At 64.9% G+C, this 16350-nt stretch carries 18 protein-coding genes; 11 read left to right on the top strand and 7 right to left on the bottom strand.

All coding sequences use genetic code 11. The features are described 5' to 3' along the window. Positions 1 to 46: 46 nt before the first annotated feature. Together CQY20_RS35750 and CQY20_RS30460 are read right to left on the bottom strand one after the other, a co-directional pair. The gene (locus tag CQY20_RS35750) at positions 47 to 280 is read right to left on the bottom strand and encodes a DUF5994 family protein (RefSeq protein ID WP_220100354.1); all 234 of its coding nucleotides are present in this window, start codon (positions 278 to 280) and stop codon (positions 47 to 49) included. 284 nt (positions 281 to 564) lie between these two features. Beyond that, the gene (locus CQY20_RS30460) at positions 565 to 1914 is read right to left on the bottom strand and encodes an NAD(P)/FAD-dependent oxidoreductase (protein WP_097944557.1); all 1350 of its coding nucleotides are present in this window, start codon (positions 1912 to 1914) and stop codon (positions 565 to 567) included. Between the two features lie 173 nt (positions 1915 to 2087). Between CQY20_RS30460 and CQY20_RS30455 the strand changes: the two genes are divergently transcribed. The 6 genes from CQY20_RS30455 (at position 2088) to CQY20_RS30430 (ending at position 7310) form a co-directional block, all read left to right on the top strand. Beyond that, positions 2088 to 3443, top strand: a complete 1356-nt coding sequence (locus CQY20_RS30455) for an acetamidase/formamidase family protein (protein ID WP_097944555.1) — start codon at positions 2088 to 2090, stop codon at positions 3441 to 3443. Positions 3444 to 3797: 354 nt separating this feature from the next. Next, positions 3798 to 4385: a diaminobutyrate acetyltransferase gene (gene ectA / locus CQY20_RS30450; RefSeq protein ID WP_097944553.1), complete on the top strand. Its 588-nt coding sequence runs from the start codon at positions 3798 to 3800 to the stop codon at positions 4383 to 4385. Between the two features lie 19 nt (positions 4386 to 4404). Next, positions 4405 to 5688 carry a diaminobutyrate--2-oxoglutarate transaminase gene (gene ectB / locus CQY20_RS30445; protein WP_097944551.1) on the top strand — a complete coding sequence of 428 codons (1284 nt, stop codon included), beginning with the start codon at positions 4405 to 4407 and terminating at the stop codon, positions 5686 to 5688. 25 nt (positions 5689 to 5713) lie between these two features. Further along, complete coding sequence (locus CQY20_RS30440) at positions 5714 to 6097, top strand: ectoine synthase (RefSeq protein ID WP_097944549.1); 384 nt, start codon at positions 5714 to 5716, stop codon at positions 6095 to 6097. A gap of 5 nt (positions 6098 to 6102) precedes the next feature. After that, entirely contained in the window at positions 6103 to 7023 is a 921-nt protein-coding gene (gene thpD, locus CQY20_RS30435; protein WP_234816482.1) for an ectoine hydroxylase, read from the top strand. Positions 7024 to 7085: 62 nt separating this feature from the next. After that, complete coding sequence (locus CQY20_RS30430) at positions 7086 to 7310, top strand: hypothetical protein (RefSeq protein WP_133119173.1); 225 nt, start codon at positions 7086 to 7088, stop codon at positions 7308 to 7310. An 18-nt stretch (positions 7311 to 7328) separates the two neighbouring features. Here CQY20_RS30430 and CQY20_RS30425 read toward each other — a convergent pair whose 3' ends face one another. Further along, a complete protein-coding gene (locus CQY20_RS30425) occupies positions 7329 to 8195 on the bottom strand; it encodes an LLM class F420-dependent oxidoreductase (RefSeq protein ID WP_097944545.1) in 867 nt (288 codons plus the stop codon). A 52-nt stretch (positions 8196 to 8247) separates the two neighbouring features. Between CQY20_RS30425 and CQY20_RS30420 the strand changes: the two genes are divergently transcribed. Continuing rightward, complete coding sequence (locus CQY20_RS30420; protein ID WP_097944543.1) at positions 8248 to 9009, top strand: DUF427 domain-containing protein; 762 nt, start codon at positions 8248 to 8250, stop codon at positions 9007 to 9009. Positions 9010 to 9149: 140 nt separating this feature from the next. Here the strand turns inward: CQY20_RS30420 and CQY20_RS30415 are convergent, their stop codons facing one another. Then, entirely contained in the window at positions 9150 to 10073 is a 924-nt protein-coding gene (locus tag CQY20_RS30415) for a hypothetical protein (RefSeq protein WP_133119172.1), read from the bottom strand. Positions 10074 to 10389: 316 nt separating this feature from the next. Here CQY20_RS30415 and CQY20_RS30410 point away from each other — a divergent pair, with 316 nt between their 5' ends. From CQY20_RS30410 to CQY20_RS30400, 3 genes are all read left to right on the top strand, one after another. After that, a complete protein-coding gene (locus CQY20_RS30410; protein WP_097944539.1) occupies positions 10390 to 10689 on the top strand; it encodes a hypothetical protein in 300 nt (99 codons plus the stop codon). A gap of 198 nt (positions 10690 to 10887) precedes the next feature. Continuing rightward, positions 10888 to 11811, top strand: a complete 924-nt coding sequence (locus CQY20_RS30405; protein WP_234816483.1) for an esterase family protein — start codon at positions 10888 to 10890, stop codon at positions 11809 to 11811. An 86-nt stretch (positions 11812 to 11897) separates the two neighbouring features. Then, a complete protein-coding gene (locus CQY20_RS30400) occupies positions 11898 to 12740 on the top strand; it encodes a peptidoglycan recognition protein family protein (protein WP_097944535.1) in 843 nt (280 codons plus the stop codon). On the opposite strand, the gene CQY20_RS30395 is transcribed toward CQY20_RS30400, so the two are convergent. The 3 genes from CQY20_RS30395 to CQY20_RS34640 form a co-directional block, all read right to left on the bottom strand. Then, positions 12733 to 13482, bottom strand: coding sequence for a trypsin-like peptidase domain-containing protein (locus CQY20_RS30395; RefSeq protein ID WP_097944533.1), 750 nt, complete (start codon positions 13480 to 13482; stop codon positions 12733 to 12735). The two genes, CQY20_RS30400 and CQY20_RS30395, sit on opposite strands and share 8 nt — an antisense overlap. 13 nt (positions 13483 to 13495) lie before the next feature. Beyond that, positions 13496 to 14515, bottom strand: a complete 1020-nt coding sequence (locus CQY20_RS30390; RefSeq protein ID WP_097944531.1) for an NADP-dependent oxidoreductase — start codon at positions 14513 to 14515, stop codon at positions 13496 to 13498. A gap of 116 nt (positions 14516 to 14631) precedes the next feature. Further along, the gene (locus CQY20_RS34640; protein ID WP_133119171.1) at positions 14632 to 14937 is read right to left on the bottom strand and encodes a hypothetical protein; all 306 of its coding nucleotides are present in this window, start codon (positions 14935 to 14937) and stop codon (positions 14632 to 14634) included. A 299-nt stretch (positions 14938 to 15236) separates the two neighbouring features. Between CQY20_RS34640 and CQY20_RS30385 the strand changes: the two genes are divergently transcribed. Then, the gene (locus CQY20_RS30385) at positions 15237 to 16277 is read left to right on the top strand and encodes an MmpL3/TtfA transport complex stabilizer (RefSeq protein ID WP_133119170.1); all 1041 of its coding nucleotides are present in this window, start codon (positions 15237 to 15239) and stop codon (positions 16275 to 16277) included. Positions 16278 to 16350: the final 73 nt, after the last annotated feature.

Genomic DNA, 16350 nt, shown 5'->3' with positions numbered 1-16350 from the left:
CAAGCATCCTCAGTAACGCGCCACGGTGGTCCCATCCCCCTGGCAATCAGGTGGTCCCATCACCCTGGCAAGCGACACCCGGCCGCGACGACAGGGCCGCAAGCAGCAGCGGGAGTTCGAGGTGCAGCTGTCTTGTCCGCGGCCACCAGCCGCCCTGCACAACGCCTCTCGACCCGTAAGTGGGCTTCAACCGCAAGCGGGGGTTCGTGATCGTCCACCGACGTTCCTGGCTGGTCTCGAACGTCGCAGTAGGCGTCGCAGTACGCGTCGCAGTAGGCATGGTGAAGCTCCCTTCGTCCGTCGAGCGACATGCTCGATCAAGCGGCAGAGTCCAGCGCCTTCGTCAGGAGCGCTGGGTGCGGTAGCGCCAGGCTCCGCCGGCTTGGCTTAGTTATCTCCATAGTGGCCGGAATCGGTTGCGCGCGTTTGCACGCCGCCTACAACGGCGGCGCGGCGCGTTGTCGTAACTCCACAGCGCACGACCGCTGACGCGTCGCTGTTCGCTGACAGCGAACGCCACCACGCACTGCCGCAGGTTATTTGGTCATCGACATCGACAGGGGCTCACGACCCCGGGGCGTGCCCTTCCGCCGGCAGATCCGAGGTCGAATACGTGTAGCGCTGCTCGGGACGGTCGGCCGCGCCCAGCATGAACGCGCGATGGAAGCGGCCTGGCCGCGCGATGGACGCCAGCCAGGTGGCCACGGTGCTCACGCGGTTGCTCACCCCGGTCAGGAACGCGATATGGATCAGCCCCCACGCGAGCCAGCCGAGATATCCGGAGACCCGGACCCGACCCAGCTGCAGCAGCGCGTGGCCATGGCTGATGTAGGCCGCGGACCCGAGGTCGCGATACCGGTACGGGCGGCGCGGTCGCCCTTCGAGGTCACGGCGGATGCACGTCGCCGCGTGCAAGCCGCCCTGCATGGCGTTCTCCGCGACGCCGGGCAACCCCTCGCGACCGGCAAGGTCTCCGATGACGAAGATCTCGGGGTGTCCCGCGACGGTCAGATCCGGCTCGACCTGTATCCGGCCTGAGCGATCGGTGGGCGCGCCGAGCACCTCCGCGACGTGCCGGGCGAACGGGACGGCTTCAACGCCGGCGGTCCACAGCACGGTCCGTGCCGCGAACTGCTGGTCGGGCCCGCCCTGCTTCGGGGTGACCGTGATGCCGTCGCGACGCACATCGGTCACATGCACCCCGAGGTGCATCTCGACCCCGAGCTCGGTCAGCGCCTGAGTGGCCCTGGACGTCAGGTCGGGCGCGAAGCTCTTCAAGACGCGGTCGCCGCCGTCGAAGAGCAACACCCGCGCCTCCTCCGGTTGGATGCTGTGGAACTCGTTAGCCAGTGTCTTGGTGGCGACCTCCCGGATCTGGCCGGCCAGTTCTACGCCGGTGGGCCCGCCGCCGGCGACCGCGAGGGTCAGCCAGCTGGCCCGCTCCGGGCCGGGCGGCAGCGTTTCGGCGATCTCGAACGCGGTGAAGATGCGCTGCCTGATCTCCAGCGCGTCGTCCAGTGTCTTCATGCCCGGAGCCCAACGTGCGAACGCCTCATGGCCCAGGTACGACTGCCGCATGCCCGCAGCGAGGACGAGGACGTCGTAGTCGATGACGAACTCCGTCTCGTCCGGCCGCCGCACGGTGACCGTGTGCGCGTCGGGGTCGAGCACGATCGCCTCGCCCAACAGGGTCTTGACGTTGGGGTAAGGAGCGAACTCCTCGCGCAGCGGACGGCTGATTTGTCCGATGGCGAGCTTCCCCGTCGCGCACTGATACAGCAGCGGCTGGAACAGGTGTCCGGCGGAGCGGTCGAGCAGCGTGACGTCGACATCCGCCTTCGCCAACCGGCGAGCACAGAACAAGCCGCCGAAGCCGCCTCCGATGATCAGTATTTTGGGTCGTTGCGCGCTCATCACCGCAACGGTATTACGCAGCCTCGCGTTGGCGAAGCATTCCGTGAATACCCACCGATGTCGCGCCACGAAAGACGAACACCGGTTCGCGTCAACGGTTTCGAAATCAACCGCAACATCACCGCAACAAGCCTTGGGTAGCTTCGGCCCGACTGACCACCGGAGGGGAATTGATGGACAAGTCGTTCGCCCAGGCTGCCGCAGAAACCATTGCACGAGGAATCGGACGCCGCGATTTCGTCCGCGCCATGGCAGCGGTCGGAGCGGGCGCGGGCCTCTCCGCCGTCGCGAGCGCCTGTTCGAGCAGCGACACCCCCACCGCGACCGTCGCTTCGACCAGCACCTTCGAGGTTCTTCACCCCGATCACGGCGACATCGCTGGAGACCACTACCTGAAGTCGGAACCGGCCCAGGTGCTGTGGGGATATGTGCCCACCGTGCACGCCACGCCGGTGATGAGGATGCGCTCGGGGCAGACGATCACCCTCGACACGGTCTCCCACGAGGGCATCCTCGAAGACCAGGGCCGCAACCCGATCGAGTATTTCGGCGCCAACGGCGTGAACGAATCCGACATCCTGCAGGACGCCGTCGCGGTCGCAGCCGACTACAACCGCACCCCGCGCGACTTCGACAAGGACGGCCCGCACGTGGTGACGGGCCCGGTCTTCGTCGAAGGGGCACAACCCGGCGATGTGCTGAAAATCGAGACGCTGGAAGCGATTCCGCGCGTCCCCTACGGTGTGGTGTCGAGCCGTCACGGCAAGGGTGCGCTGGCGCGCAAGTCCGACGGCAGCGCGCCGGACGGCATCACCATCGAGGAAGTGATGCCGCCTGTGGCCACCGATCACCGGAAGAACTCGAAACCCACCGAGTACGGCAACGTCTCCACCTTCACCGCCGTCGAGGACGGCCACGGCGTGATGTCTTACGGCGATGCGCAGGTGCGCTTCCCGCTGGCGCCCTTCATGGGCATCATGGGGGTGGCGTTCTCCCAGGACCGCGACATCACGGCGGCTACCGCGAACTCGATTCCGCCTACGATCGGCGGCGGCAATATCGACATCAGACTGCTCGGTGTGGGATCCACGCTGTATCTCCCGGTTTTCGCCGAGGGAGCACTGTTCTACGTCGGCGACCCGCACATGGCGATGGGCGACGGTGAAGTGGCGCTGACCGCGATGGAGGGGTCACTCCGCGGTACCTACCGGTTGACGGTGTGTAAGCCCGGTTCCGGTGATGCGCCGTCGGTTGCCTACAACTATCCGTTCGCCGAGACCGAAAACGCCTGGGTACCGATCGGATTGTCGGATCCCGACGGGGCGGTCAACGGCAACAGCAGCGATCTGAACATCGCGATGCGTCGCGCGGTGGTCAACGCGCTGGATTTCCTGGAGAACGACCAAGGAATGGACCGCGCCACCGCTTACGCATACCTCTCGGCCGCTTCCGATTTCGTGGTCTCGCAGGTGGTCGACCGTACGGTCGGCGTGCACGGCCAGATCTACAAGTCGCATTTCGCGGTCTGAGACTGTCACGCGAATTTGCCTGTCTAGCAGGAAGTTCGCATCAATACCGCGGCCGATTTTTACCGAACCGAAAAGCCGCGAAGCCGCACTGCGGCCAGGTTTCGCGACGCCCCGTGTCGACGACCCCGCAGGTTGTCCATTTGATAACGATTTGATAACACTGGAAGGGGCGCTAAAGACCCTGGCGCATCTTCGTAGGCGCAGGTTGGCACGACGAGTGGGCGCATTGGCGCCGATTCGCCGGCCGACTCGTCGAGTTGATTTGCCACGATTTGCTGACATACCGTCGCCACGCCGATGACGAAAAAGTGAGAAGTTCGATAGCCATGTTCGGTGGTGACTAGTCAAGGAAATATGCATGCCCGCGAGAAGTATCTACCAGCAAGCACTTGGACAATCGGATCCAGAAGTCCCGTAAAGCAACACAACTCATGGCGGCATCTCCTGCGTCGCCCGGCCGAATCGGACGCCATCGCGATGCGTCGCCTGGTGGCCGAGACGGGAGTTCTGGACGTCAATTCGACCTACGCCTATCTCCTGATGGCGACGGATTTTGCCGAAACGTCGATAGTCGCTGACCGCGACGGCGAAATCTGCGGCCTGATCACCGGATATCACCCCCCGACGCGACCGGAAGTGCTCTTCGTATGGCAGGTCGCTGTGGCGCGCGCCACACGGGGCACCGGTTTGGCCGCCACGATGCTCGATACCCTTGTGCACCGGGTCAGGCGCAACAGACACGGCCACCCGGTGACCGTCGAAGCGACGGTGTCACCAGGCAATTCGGCCTCGCGCGCGCTCTTCGGGTCCTTCGCGAGGCGCCACGGCGTCCCGATGGTCGAGCAACCGTGTTTCACCGCAGCGCAATTGGATCCCAACAACGGCCATGAGGATGAGCCGATCCTCAGCATCGGACCTCTGACCGCACCGTTGACCGACTGACAATTTCGAGAAAGGTTTTATGACCACCCTCGCGACACCCCTGCCCGAATCCCAACTGCCCGACGTCTACACATCGGTTGAGTCGGAGGTCCGCAGCTACTGCCGGGGCTGGCCCACGGTGATGGCCAGTTCCCAAGGCTCGTGGATGACCGACACCTCAGGGCGTCGTTACCTCGACTTCTTCGCCGGCGCTGGGGCTTTGAACTACGGGCACAACAATCCCGCCCTCAAGAAACCGCTATTGGACTATCTGTCCAGCGACATGATCGTGCACTCGCTCGACATGGCAACCGAGGCCAAGACCAACTTCCTTGAGACGTTCGAGCGGTTGATCTTGCGGCCCCGCGGGCTGGACTACAAGGTGCAGTTCCCCGGGCCCACCGGCGCGAACGCTGTCGAGGCCGCGCTGAAGCTGGCGAGGAAGGTCACGGGGCGTGAAGCGATCATCAACTTCACCAACGCCTTTCACGGCATGACGCTGGGTGCCCTTTCGGTGACCGGCAACTCGATGAAGCGCGCGGGTGCCGGTGTGCCGCTCGTTCACGCGACGCCGATGCCCTACGACAACTACTTCGGCGGCGCCACCGAGGACTTCCACTGGTTCGAGCGAGTGCTCGACGACTCCGGCGGCGGACTCAATCACCCGGCCGCGGTGATCGTCGAAACCGTCCAGGGCGAAGGCGGTCTCAACGTGGCGCGCTTCGAGTGGCTCAAGGAGCTTGCCGAACTCTGTCATCGGCGCGACATCCTGTTGATCGTCGACGACGTGCAGATGGGTTGCGGACGCACGGGTAGCTTCTTCAGCTTCGAGCAGGCAGGCATCGTGCCTGACATCGTCACGCTGTCGAAGTCGATCAGCGGCTACGGCCTGCCGATGGCGCTGACGCTGTTCCGGCGCGATCTGGACGTATGGGGTCCCGGCGAGCACAACGGCACCTTCCGCGGTCACAATCCGGCTTTTGTCACGGCCACTGCCGCGCTGCAGACGTACTGGCAGACAGCGGCTTTCAGCGATCATGTCCGTGAGAAGGGTGCGATGATCCGCGAGCGCCTCGACGCCATCGCCTCGACGTATGACGGTGTTGAAGCACGCGGCCGGGGCATGGCGCAGGGCTTGAAGTTCACCGACGCGCCACTGGCGAGCGTGGTGTGTAGCGGCGCGTTCGAACGAGGCCTGCTGATGGAGACCAGCGGCCCGTCGGACGAGGTCGTCAAGCTGCTGCCGCCGCTGACCACGTCGGAGGACGACCTCGACAAGGGACTTTCGATTCTGGCCGAAGCCGTCGCAGCAGCGATGCCCTGACCCCTCACACCAAGGAGACTTATTTATGATCGTTCGCACCACTGAAGAGATCACCGGCACCGAACGCGATGTGGCAGACAAGGATTGGAGATCCAAGCGCATCATCCTGGCCGGTGACGGGGTCGGATTCTCGTTCCACGAGACGACCATCAACGCCAATTCGGTCAGCGAGTTCCACTACCGGCATCACGTGGAGGCCGTGTGGGTCGTCGAAGGCTCAGGCACACTGACGGACCTCGAGACGGGACGTGACTACCCGCTGCGTGCGGGCACCATGTACCTGCTCGACGGTCACGAGCGGCACCGCGTGGTCTGCGACGACCAGTTGCGCATGCTGTGCGTGTTCAATCCGCCCGTCACCGGCAATGAGGTGCACGACGAGACCGGCAGCTACCCGAAGGCGGTGTAAACCAGTTGAGCCTCAAGCAAACACAGACGCTGCGTGACAACTACCCCACGCGGTTGGACCATCCCAGCGATCCGATAACCCGGATCGAGCCGACCGTCTGGGGTCAGGACGACGACGGCCCGCTGAACGCAGCCGAGCTGACGAAAATGGAATCCGACGGATTCCTGCTGAAACCCCAGACGCTGGGCCAGAACTGGCTGAAGCCTCTGGCCGACGAACTCGACCGGATCGGCGCCGATGCGCCCGAGGGGGACCCGCGAATCATCAGGGAGCCGAACGAGGGAACCGTTCGGTCGGTGTTTCAGCCCGAGCAGTTCAGCGATCTGATCGCCGAGGTGATCACGCTGGACAACGTGCTGCCCGTGGCACGCCAGATCCTCGGCAGTGACGTCTATCTGCATCAAACCCGAATCAACTTCATGAAGGGTTTTGAGGGGACCGGCTTTTACTGGCATTCCGATTTCGAAACCTGGCACGCCGAAGACGGCATGCCCGCGATGCGCGCCGTGTCCTGCTCGATCGCCTTGACCGACAACTATCCGTACAACGGCTCGCTGATGGTGATGCCCGGTTCGCATCAAACCTTCTACCCGTGCGTCGGAGCCACGCCGGACGACCACCACACCTCGTCACTGGTGAAGCAGGAAATCGGTGTGCCCGATCGGGAAACGCTGACCAAGGCGGCCCATGAGTTCGGTATCGCGCAAGCGACCGGGCCGGCGGGCACGGCGCTGTGGTTCGACTCGAACATGATGCACGGGTCGGGATCCAACATCACGCCGTTCCCCCGGTCGAACATCTTCCTGGTGTTCAACTCGGTGGAGAACGAGCTGGGGCCACCGTTCGCCGCCGCGAAGCCGCGGCCTGAACACCTTGCCGCTCGCAGCGCTCGGCCGTTCGCTGAATCCGACCTGCTGTCGACGTAGAGGACTTCCTCAACCGGACCTGCTGTCGACGTAGGGGAGCGCAGGCATCGGATAGGGTCCGGTTGCATGCACCCCGTTCGGCGTCCACGCTGATGTCGCGCACGGCGCTTGCGCTGCTGGCCGCGGCGTTCGCCGTACTGGCCTTGATCGCAGGCGGCGCACAGCTTGCCGCGTTCGTCGCCTCGTCACGCCCGCGGCATCTGGTGCTCGCCGTGTTCGCGCTTGCGGTGGGGATATCGGTGGCGATTGCGGCTGGCGCCGCCCTGTGGCGCGCGCGGCGCCGCTAGGTCGACAGCCACTCGCCGCTAGGTCGACGGCAGCTCCGCGGCGACCTCGGCCAGCGCGGCCAGATGGTCATCGACGGTGCGTAGTCCCGCACCCATGGTGTTGACCGCGACGTGTGTCGCGCCGGCCTTCTCCCATTCGGCGAGCGCCTCGAGGACCGCGCCGCTGTCGCCGCGCCACTGGACTCGCCCCTCCATTCCGATGGCCGCGGGATCGCGTCCGGCCTGCACGGCTGCCTGTTCGATCACGGCAAGTGCGTCGTCGAGTTTCGGGCCAGGTCCCGTCATGGGGAACCAGCCGTCGGCGAGTTGTCCGGCGCGCCGGTAGCCCGGCGCCGATGCCGCCCCGATCCATATCGGAATCGGTCGCTGCACCGGCAGCGGCGCGATGCCGGCGCCGGTGACCTTGTGGAACTGCCCGTCGAACGTCACCGTCTGCTCCGTCCAGAAGCGGCGCAGCAACTCGATCTGCTCGGCGGACCTCTTGCCGCGGTTGCCGAAGTCCTCGCCGAGCGCCTCATACTCGACAGCGTTCCAGCCGACACCGACACCGAGGCGCAGTCGGCCGCCGCTGAGCAGATCCACCTCGGCGGCCTGCTTGGCGACCAACGCCGTCTGGCGCTGCGGAAGGATGATGACGCCGGTGACCAGTTCCACCGACCGAGTCACCGCGGCGAGATAGCCGTAGACGACGAACGGCTCGTGGAAGGTGGTGTGCACGTCGTAAGGGCCGTTCCACCCGGTGTGGACGGTGGGGTCGGCGCCGAGCACGTGGTCGTAGATCAGGATGTGGCTGTAGCCGAGTTCTTCGACCCGTTCGCCGTATGCCCGCACCGCGCCTGCGTCTCCGCCCAACTCGGTTTGCGGAAACGTCACACCAATTCGCATGCCTCAGTCCTACACCAGACGTCCGCACAGTATTCCCGAGCATGATGGCCCCATGAGCGATGAACGTGATTACCCGCAAATGGCCGCCGCGCGCGGACGGATCGAGCCGGCGCCGCGGCGAGTGCGCGGCTACCTGGGCCACGAGTTGGTCTTCGACACCACCGCTGCCCGCTACGTCTGGGAAGTGCCCTACTACCCGCAGTACTACATCCCGATGACCGACGTGCGTCCCGAATTCCTCCGCGACGAGAACCATCCGCAGAAGGTGCAATTCGGGTCGTCACGGCTGCACTCCTTGGTCGGCGCCGAACAGATACACGAGAAGGCGGCGAGGGTGTTCGACGACGGATCCGTCGCAGGCCTGGTGCGCTTCGAATGGGATCGGCTGCGGTGGCTCGAGGAAGATGAGCCCATCTACGGCCATCCGCGCAACCCGTACGTGCGCGTCGACGCCCTGCGCTCGCACCGCCACGTGCGCGTCGAACTTGACGGCCTCGTCCTCGCCGACACCGTCTCGCCGGTACTGCTCTTCGAAACAGGTTTGCCCACACGGTATTACATTGACCCCGCCGATGTCGCGTTCGAGCATCTGGTGCCCAGCGACACCGAGACGCTGTGCCCCTACAAGGGAACGACATCGGGCTACTGGTCGGTGCGGACCGGCGACGCCCTGCACCAGGACCTCGCCTGGACGTATCACTATCCACTGCCCGCGGTCGCGGCCATCGCGGGTCTGATCGCGTTCTACAACGAGAAGGTCGACCTCGTCGTCGACGGTGTCGGCGTTGAGCGGCCGCAGACGCACTTCACCTAAGCGCACGCACGACGAACGTGCATCCTCTGCGATTTTCTGCGCCGATTTTCGCAAGGGATGCACGTTCGCGCCGTGTGAACGGATCTATGCCGCGTGAACGGGTCTATTCAGTTGTCTTATCGTCTGATGCGACGGGGTTGTCAGCCCTGCACGTTCTGGGTCGACTCGCCGATGGTGACCTGCTTGCCGTCATACGTTGCCGTGCACGACACCTTGGCCTGATAGCTGACAAGCGGTGCCGGCCACAACATATCGGTGATGTTTCCGGTGCCGTTCGCGGGCACGCTGACGTTCCTGTTCACGTTCGCCGGTCCGAGCAATCCGCTTGTGCGCGTTGCCGTGTAGGCGCACTCGGCGGGCAGCGCGGACTTGTTGGTGACCGCCACATTCGCGTTCATGCCCTCGCGAGTGATGTTCATCGAAACCGCGTTCGTCGGCGCTGCGCACTGTTGGCCGGCCGGAACTTCTGCGGAAGCCGACCCTGGCGGGCACTGCTTCGGCGGAACCGGTGCGCACTTGTCGAGGCTCAGAGCCTCAACCGTCGGTGAACCGTCGGGGCATTTCACCATCTTTTTCGCCACACATTGCTGGCCTGCTGGGACCTCGGCCTGCTCGAAATTCTCTGGCGGGTTGCATTTGACGTTCGCGGGCGGCGTGTACTTGTAGTCCGACCAATTGCCGCATTCATTCGTGTCGAACAACCCGGTTCCGCGGCACCCTTGGAATGAGAGGGTGAACGGTCCAGAAGCGTTGACCGGCACCGTTGTGGTGTTATTGCACGACTTCGAGATATTGTCCTGCTTCCCACCATTGATTCGGAAATTGATGGAATCGCCGGCGAGGTCTTCGTGCACCCGTGGACAGCCCGCGATGACGCATGTCACCTGGTTGTCGTTGGCTTTGGTGCAAGTGGCGTCGTAACCGTTGCCCATCGGTTCGGCGCTGGCGATGGGAATCGGCGATAACGGCGTCGGGGTGTCCGGCGGGGCCACCAATGTGAGGCCGAATATGAAGGCGGCGGCGGCCAGAATGGTACACAGCCTGGGTATTCGCTTCTTGATCATTGACATCTCCTCGATGCAGCTGATGGCGCATTTCAACTGGCTGGGTGAAAAGCCCGGTAAATGCCCAGCAAGTGCTTGGAGCCTATGGCGGTAGTTAGCTCAGAAAAATCAGGTGTTTCCCTACGTTTTGCGGGGTGCCGGCGCGGCGCCCGCCCGTTTTGCCTGGTAACAGGCCTCGGCCGTCAACACCCGCAGAGCTCTACCGGTGATCTCCACCTAATCTCCATCCGGCCTCCAAGCGCCGACGTGGCCGCTCACAGCAGCATGAAAGCCGTCATGCAGGAGCGGGCCTGACCCGCACGAACAGAGGTTCGCCATGAAGAAGATCATCGGTTCCACACTGATCGGCACCGGCCTTGTTGCTGCGGCTCTGTCGCTGTCCGCCACGGCGAACGCCGAGTCGGCCGCGATCACCATCGTTCAACTCGAGGCGCAGGGGTTCGACGTGAAGCTCGACCGCGTCGGCAGCGCACCGTTGGACCAGTGCGAGGTCACCGGCGTGCGCAATCCGCGGGAGCGCACGGAGCTCGTGCGGGTTGGCGACCGCGGCGACCGCGACTTCATCCCCGTCATCGTCAAACGCACGATCACCGTGTCGCTCGACTGCTCGCGTTGATGCCGTCGCCTCACAGTCTCGGAACGTCTCGATAACAAGCCGATCACGTGCGGCGGTGCACCGCCGGAGCGCACCGCCGCCGCTGCTAGCTTGCGCGAAGGCAGACCGAGACGGATGAGGTGGGTGTTGGTGGCGAAACGCTTGGTCAGCAGGACATTTGGGGTGTGGTCGTATGTGCTGGCCATCGCGGCGACGGCCATGCTGACGGCGGCTGTCGTCAGCGTGGCGCCGACCGCCTGGGCGTATTCGCGCAACGGGCTGCCTGTCGAGATGCTCGAAGTGCCCTCGCCGTCGATGGGCCGCAACATCAAAGTCCAATTCCAGGGCGGCGGACCGCATTCCGTTTATCTGCTGGACGGTCTGCGCGCGCAGGAGGACGCCAACGGCTGGGACATCAACACCGCCGCGTTCGAGTGGTTCTATCAGTCGGGGATCTCGGTGGTCATGCCGGTCGGCGGCGAGTCCAGCTTCTATTCCGACTGGTATCAACCCGCAGTGGGCAACTCCGGCACCCAGACCTACAAGTGGGAGACGTTCCTGACGCAGGAGCTGCCGCAATGGCTGGCGGCCAACAAGGGCCAGGATCCGTTCAACAATGCCGTTGTGGGACTGTCGATGTCGGGCAGCGCTGCGCTGACGTTGGCGATCTGGCATCCCAACCAGTTCATCTTCGCCAGCTCGTTGTCGGGATACCTCAACCCGTCGCAGGGATTGTGGCCGACGTTGATCGGCATCTCGATGAAGGATGCAGGCGGCTACAACGCGATGAATATGTGGGGGCCGACCAGCGACCCGGCGTGGCGCCGCAATGACCCGACGGTCAACGTCAACACGTTGGTGGCCAACAGGACCGCGCTGTGGATCTACTGCGGCAACGGCGCGGTCTCGGATCTCGACGCCAACGACGGTAACTTCGGCACCCAGTTCAGCGCCCAGTACCTGGAGAACATCACGCTGCAGACCAACAAGCAGTTCGAGCAGAAGTACATCGCCGCTGGTGGCCGCAACGCCGTCTTCAAGTTCCCCGCGAACGGCACCCACAGCTGGGGATACTGGGGCGCACAGCTGCAGGAGATGAAGCCGGATTTGCTTCGGGTCCTCGGCGTCCAGCAGCCGGTGTAGGCCGAAAAGCCCGACGGCGCAAGCATTGCCGCCGTCCGGCAGCCAACCGGCGGTGCCTGTCAGGCTGCGGCCGTACCATCGGCGTCATGCCGCAAACCAAGATCTGGACCGGCGATCCCGTGTGGCTCGCCGACGTTCTGCGCGCCGAAGGCGTCAACCTCGTCGAGTACCCCGGTTGGCGGAATCGCGGCCACGGTGACTTCAAAGACATCCGCGGCGTGATGGTCCACCACACCGGCTCCGACAACGCCACCGCCGCCTCGATCGCCGAAGGCAGACCCGACCTGCCCGGCCCGCTGTCGCAGCTGCACATCGCGCGCAACGGCACGGTGACGGTGGTGGCGGTCGGCGTGGCATGGCACGCGGGCGTCGGGATGTACCCGTGGCTGCCCACCAACATGGCGAACTGGCACATGATCGGCATCGAATGCGCCAACAGCGGCACCAGCCCGACCGCACCCCACCGGATGAATTGGCCAGACCAACAGTACGACGCGCTGGTGATGTCTTGTGCGGCGATAAACCGGCGGCTGTCGCAGACCTCGGCCCGCACCATCGGTCACAAGGAGTACGCCGGTCGTGCGCAAGGCAAATGGGATCCCGGGGCCATCGACATGAACATTCTGCGGGCCGACATCCAAGCCCGCATCGGCGCCGGGCGTGGTACCGCCCCGACGCCGCGCCCGCCCGTTCCGGTCGGCTTGTATGCGGATGTTCTGCTCTTCCGCGGCTCGGAAGGCCCGCAGGTCGTCCAGCTTCAGCGTCAGCTCGGGATAACCGACGACGGTATCTTCGGGCCCGAGACCGAGGCAGCGGTCAGGGCCTTCCAGCGCCGGACAGCGGGCCTGAAGGTGGACGGCATCGTTGGACCGGCGACAGCGGCCGCGCTGCGGTTGGAGCTGGTGCCGGAACCGCAGCAAGTCAGCTGACACATCGACCGGTGTCGGTCGCCTCGAAGTTTCGTGCCTTGGCCATTTGCGGCGCCACCTGCTCGGCTGTCATCGCAAACCCTGTTGTCCAGGAACTACTTTCGGCACCGAAGTACACGCCGAGCACATTGCCGTTGAGGTCGACGACCGCGCTGCCGCTGCCGCCCGACTTCGAAAACGAGCCCGCCAGCACATACACCTGTCGCGTCACCGACGTCGTCTGATAGATGTCCGGGCCGTTGAGGTCGGTGACAGCCCGGATGCGGGCGGGGGAGGCCGTGAAGGACGTCGCACCGGGGAATCCCAGCACCAACGCGTCGGTGCCTGCGCCGGCGGTGTAATCGGCGAACGTCAACGGCGGTGCCGCCAGATCCGGCACGTCCAGAATGGCGATGTCGTCGCGCGGGTCATAGGAAACCACCTGCGCCGCATATGTTTTGCCGTCGGCATCCACCGAGAACGATTCGGCGCCCGCGACCACGTGGGCGTTGGTCATAACCCTGTGCGGGGTGACGACGAAGCCGCTGCCTTCGAGGACGGTGAAGCAACTCTCCGATTCGCCGTGGACCTTGACGACGCTGTGCCGCGTCCGCGCGACCACCTCGTCGGAGGCGGCGGCCAGGTCGGGCGTGGTCGCCGCGACGGACTCGGTGCTTCCGTACCGATGCAGGAACCCGCCGCTGCAACCGGCGACGACGACCGCGAGCGTCATGGCCGCAGCCGCTGCGCGGAGCCCCTTCATCGTCGATGACTTCCTAAGCCGGTGTCGGTTCGCTGACCTTCACCAGCATCTTGCCGATGTTCGCCCCGGTAAACAGGCCGTTGAGCGCTTCGACACACGATTCGAGGCCGTCGTACACGGTCTCGCGGTGCGTCAGCAGGCCTTGCTGTTCCCAGCCGCTCAACGCGGCGAAGGCCTCGTCGAAGCGCCCCCACTCGTCGAGGGCGTTGAACCCCTGCATCAGCGCGGTCTTCGACAGCAGATTCACGTAGTTGGCCGGACCCGGATGCTCGCCGGTCAGATAGCTCGAGATGACACCGCACAGCACCACCCGCGCCTTGGGGGCCAGCCGGCCAAGGACCGCTTCGAGAATCGGGCCGCCGACGTTGTCGAAATAGACGTCGACGCCGTGCGGGCAGTGCTCCTTGAGGGCAGCCCGCAAGTCGGCGGACTTGTAGTCGATGCACGCGTCGAAGCCGAAGTCCTCGACGACGACGCGGCACTTCTCCGAGCCGCCTGCGATGCCGACCACCCGCGCGCCCGCGATCCGCGCGATCTGTCCGGCGACCGATCCGGTGGCGCCCGCCGCAGCCGACACGACGACCGTCTCGCCGGGCTGCGGCCTGCCGATGCCGGTCATCCCGAAATACGCTGTGGCGCCGGTGGGCCCGTAGATCGACATCACCGCCAACTGGTCGGTGTACCCGACGACCGGTGTGGCGAAGATGTCGTCGCGGATGATGACGTAGTCCTGGAAGCCGGTCAGCGTGGTGACGACATCGCCGACGGCGTACTTGTCGCACTTCGACGCCACCACCTCGCCGATGCCTGCGGCGCGGATGACATCACCCAATTGCACGGGTGGCAGATAGCCCGGTTGGTCGTCAAGCCAGGTGCGGACCGCCGCGTCCATGCCGACGTAGGTGGTGCGCAGCAGCGCCTCGCCCTCTGCGGGTTCGGGCGCCGGCGTGGTGATGAGCTCAGTGTCGTCGGGTTCGACGAGTCCGGCGGGGCGGCGGCGCAGCACGATCTGGCGATTCGTCAGTTGGGGCACGACGCCGAAACTAGCGAAAGACGCTGCGGTTGCAAGGCTCTACCCAGCGGCCGGCGCACAACCTCGTACGGTTTGTGGCCGAAAATCTGTACCAGGTTGAGCGGTCACGGCTGAGGTCAGGAGAAGGCGCGCACCTTCGGCAGCAGCGCGCCCGCAATTTTGGAGGCCTCAGGCTGGTTCTGGGCGTCGTCGCCACCGCGGGCCTGCCGCCGTGACATGAATGCGGCAATTGGTGGCGGTATCGGCCAGCGAAGAAGTGCGCTGCGATACCAGCGGTGTGCTTGGGTCGGGTGGGGTGGTGATTCGCTCTGCGGGCCGACGCGGCCAGAGCGCAACACGAGTTTGCTGGCCGCGGTAATTGTGATCTGCAGCTCATTTTCGGCTTGAAGAATAAGAATCCGTGATTCGACCTCATCAGTCACACCGATTACAGGAACTTGCCTATTCCGGATTTACCCATGTCAGAACAAATTCAGCGGATTGCTAAAGGGGTGTAACGAATTCATCACGGACAATTTCCTAAGCAGCGCCTGAGAGCCAGCTGGGCGATGGCGACACGCGCCCGAAGACGCTCGCCGGCGAACAGATTTTCGTCGCTAGACTCGACCGAGATCTGCGGCTAACGCGCCAGCAAGACGTGAGTCATCGCCGGAAGTCAGCCACAACCGGCGCAAGCACCGATGAACAGGGCAAATACTTCATGCATGAGAACACTGTCCGTGTGGACAGACCTGAGGCCAAACCCGAGGACGCGGTCGTCGATCCGGACTACGTGCTGCTCGGCGCCGTCGACCTCGAGCGCGGGCCGATTGCCGATCTGGCCGTAACCGCCGATGGCACCACGCTCATCGCGACACACTTCGGCGACGGCGGTGTCTCGGTCATCGACGCCGACGACATGACCGCGGGAACCACCATCGACATGCCCGTCGAACCGTTCCTCGTGACCGCCACGGAGCGGCGCGCCTACGTCACGATCTCGGGACACAACTACGACTCGGTGGCGATCATCGACACCGACAACGAGCGCGTCATCGCCAACCACCCCGTCGAGGGCAACGCGGCTGATGTGACCGTCAGCCCCGACGGCACCCGGATCTTCGTCGGCCTGGTCAGCTGGGACGGAATCGGCCTCGGTGTGATCAACACGTTCGGCCGGACCCACACGATCGACTTGGGCCACGACGAGGGCCGCACCATCGACGCGGTGCGCGTCAGCCCCAACGGCCGCCTCGTCTACGTCGGCACGTCCGACGCCGTCAGCGGCAACGTGCTGGTGGTCGACGTCAGCAAGGGCCGCGTGGTGCGTGAGGTGCCGATCCCGTCGCCGATCCGCGACATCGCACTGAGCCGCGACGGCGGCCTGGCCTACGTCGTGAGCTTCCACCCGCAGTGGGGCGGGTCCGTCGATATCATCGACACCGCCATCCACGAGATCACCGCCAAGGTCGGCATCGGCGGCGCGCCCATGCAGATGGCGCTGAGCGCCGACGGCGCCCGCCTCTACATCGCCGACTACGAGCACGTCGCCGTGCTGTGCACCGAGACCAACTCGGTCATCGACAAGCTGACCGTGACCGCCGAGCCGGCGTGCGTCGCCGTCAGCCCCGAGGGCGGCAGGCTCTACATCGCCGACCACACCGGCGTCGTCACGATGCTGGCCGTATCGTCGGACATCACGGACGCCGAAACCGAGAAGCTGATCAGCCTCAACGTCAGCGCCGCACCCGAGCTGCGCAAGCCCGAGCCCGCAGCCGTCTAGGAGCCTGCTGAATTAGTGGCTTTGGGGGCGGGGTGCCTCAAAGCGCTCTGTGGCGCGTGTGTTCAGTCAGACC

Source organism: Mycolicibacterium agri, from assembly GCF_002553505.1.
Classification (GTDB): Bacteria; Actinomycetota; Actinomycetes; order Mycobacteriales; family Mycobacteriaceae; genus Mycobacterium; species Mycobacterium agri.
The sequence above is the reverse complement of the archived record's forward strand: the minus strand, read 5'-3'. Positions and strand labels throughout refer to the sequence as shown.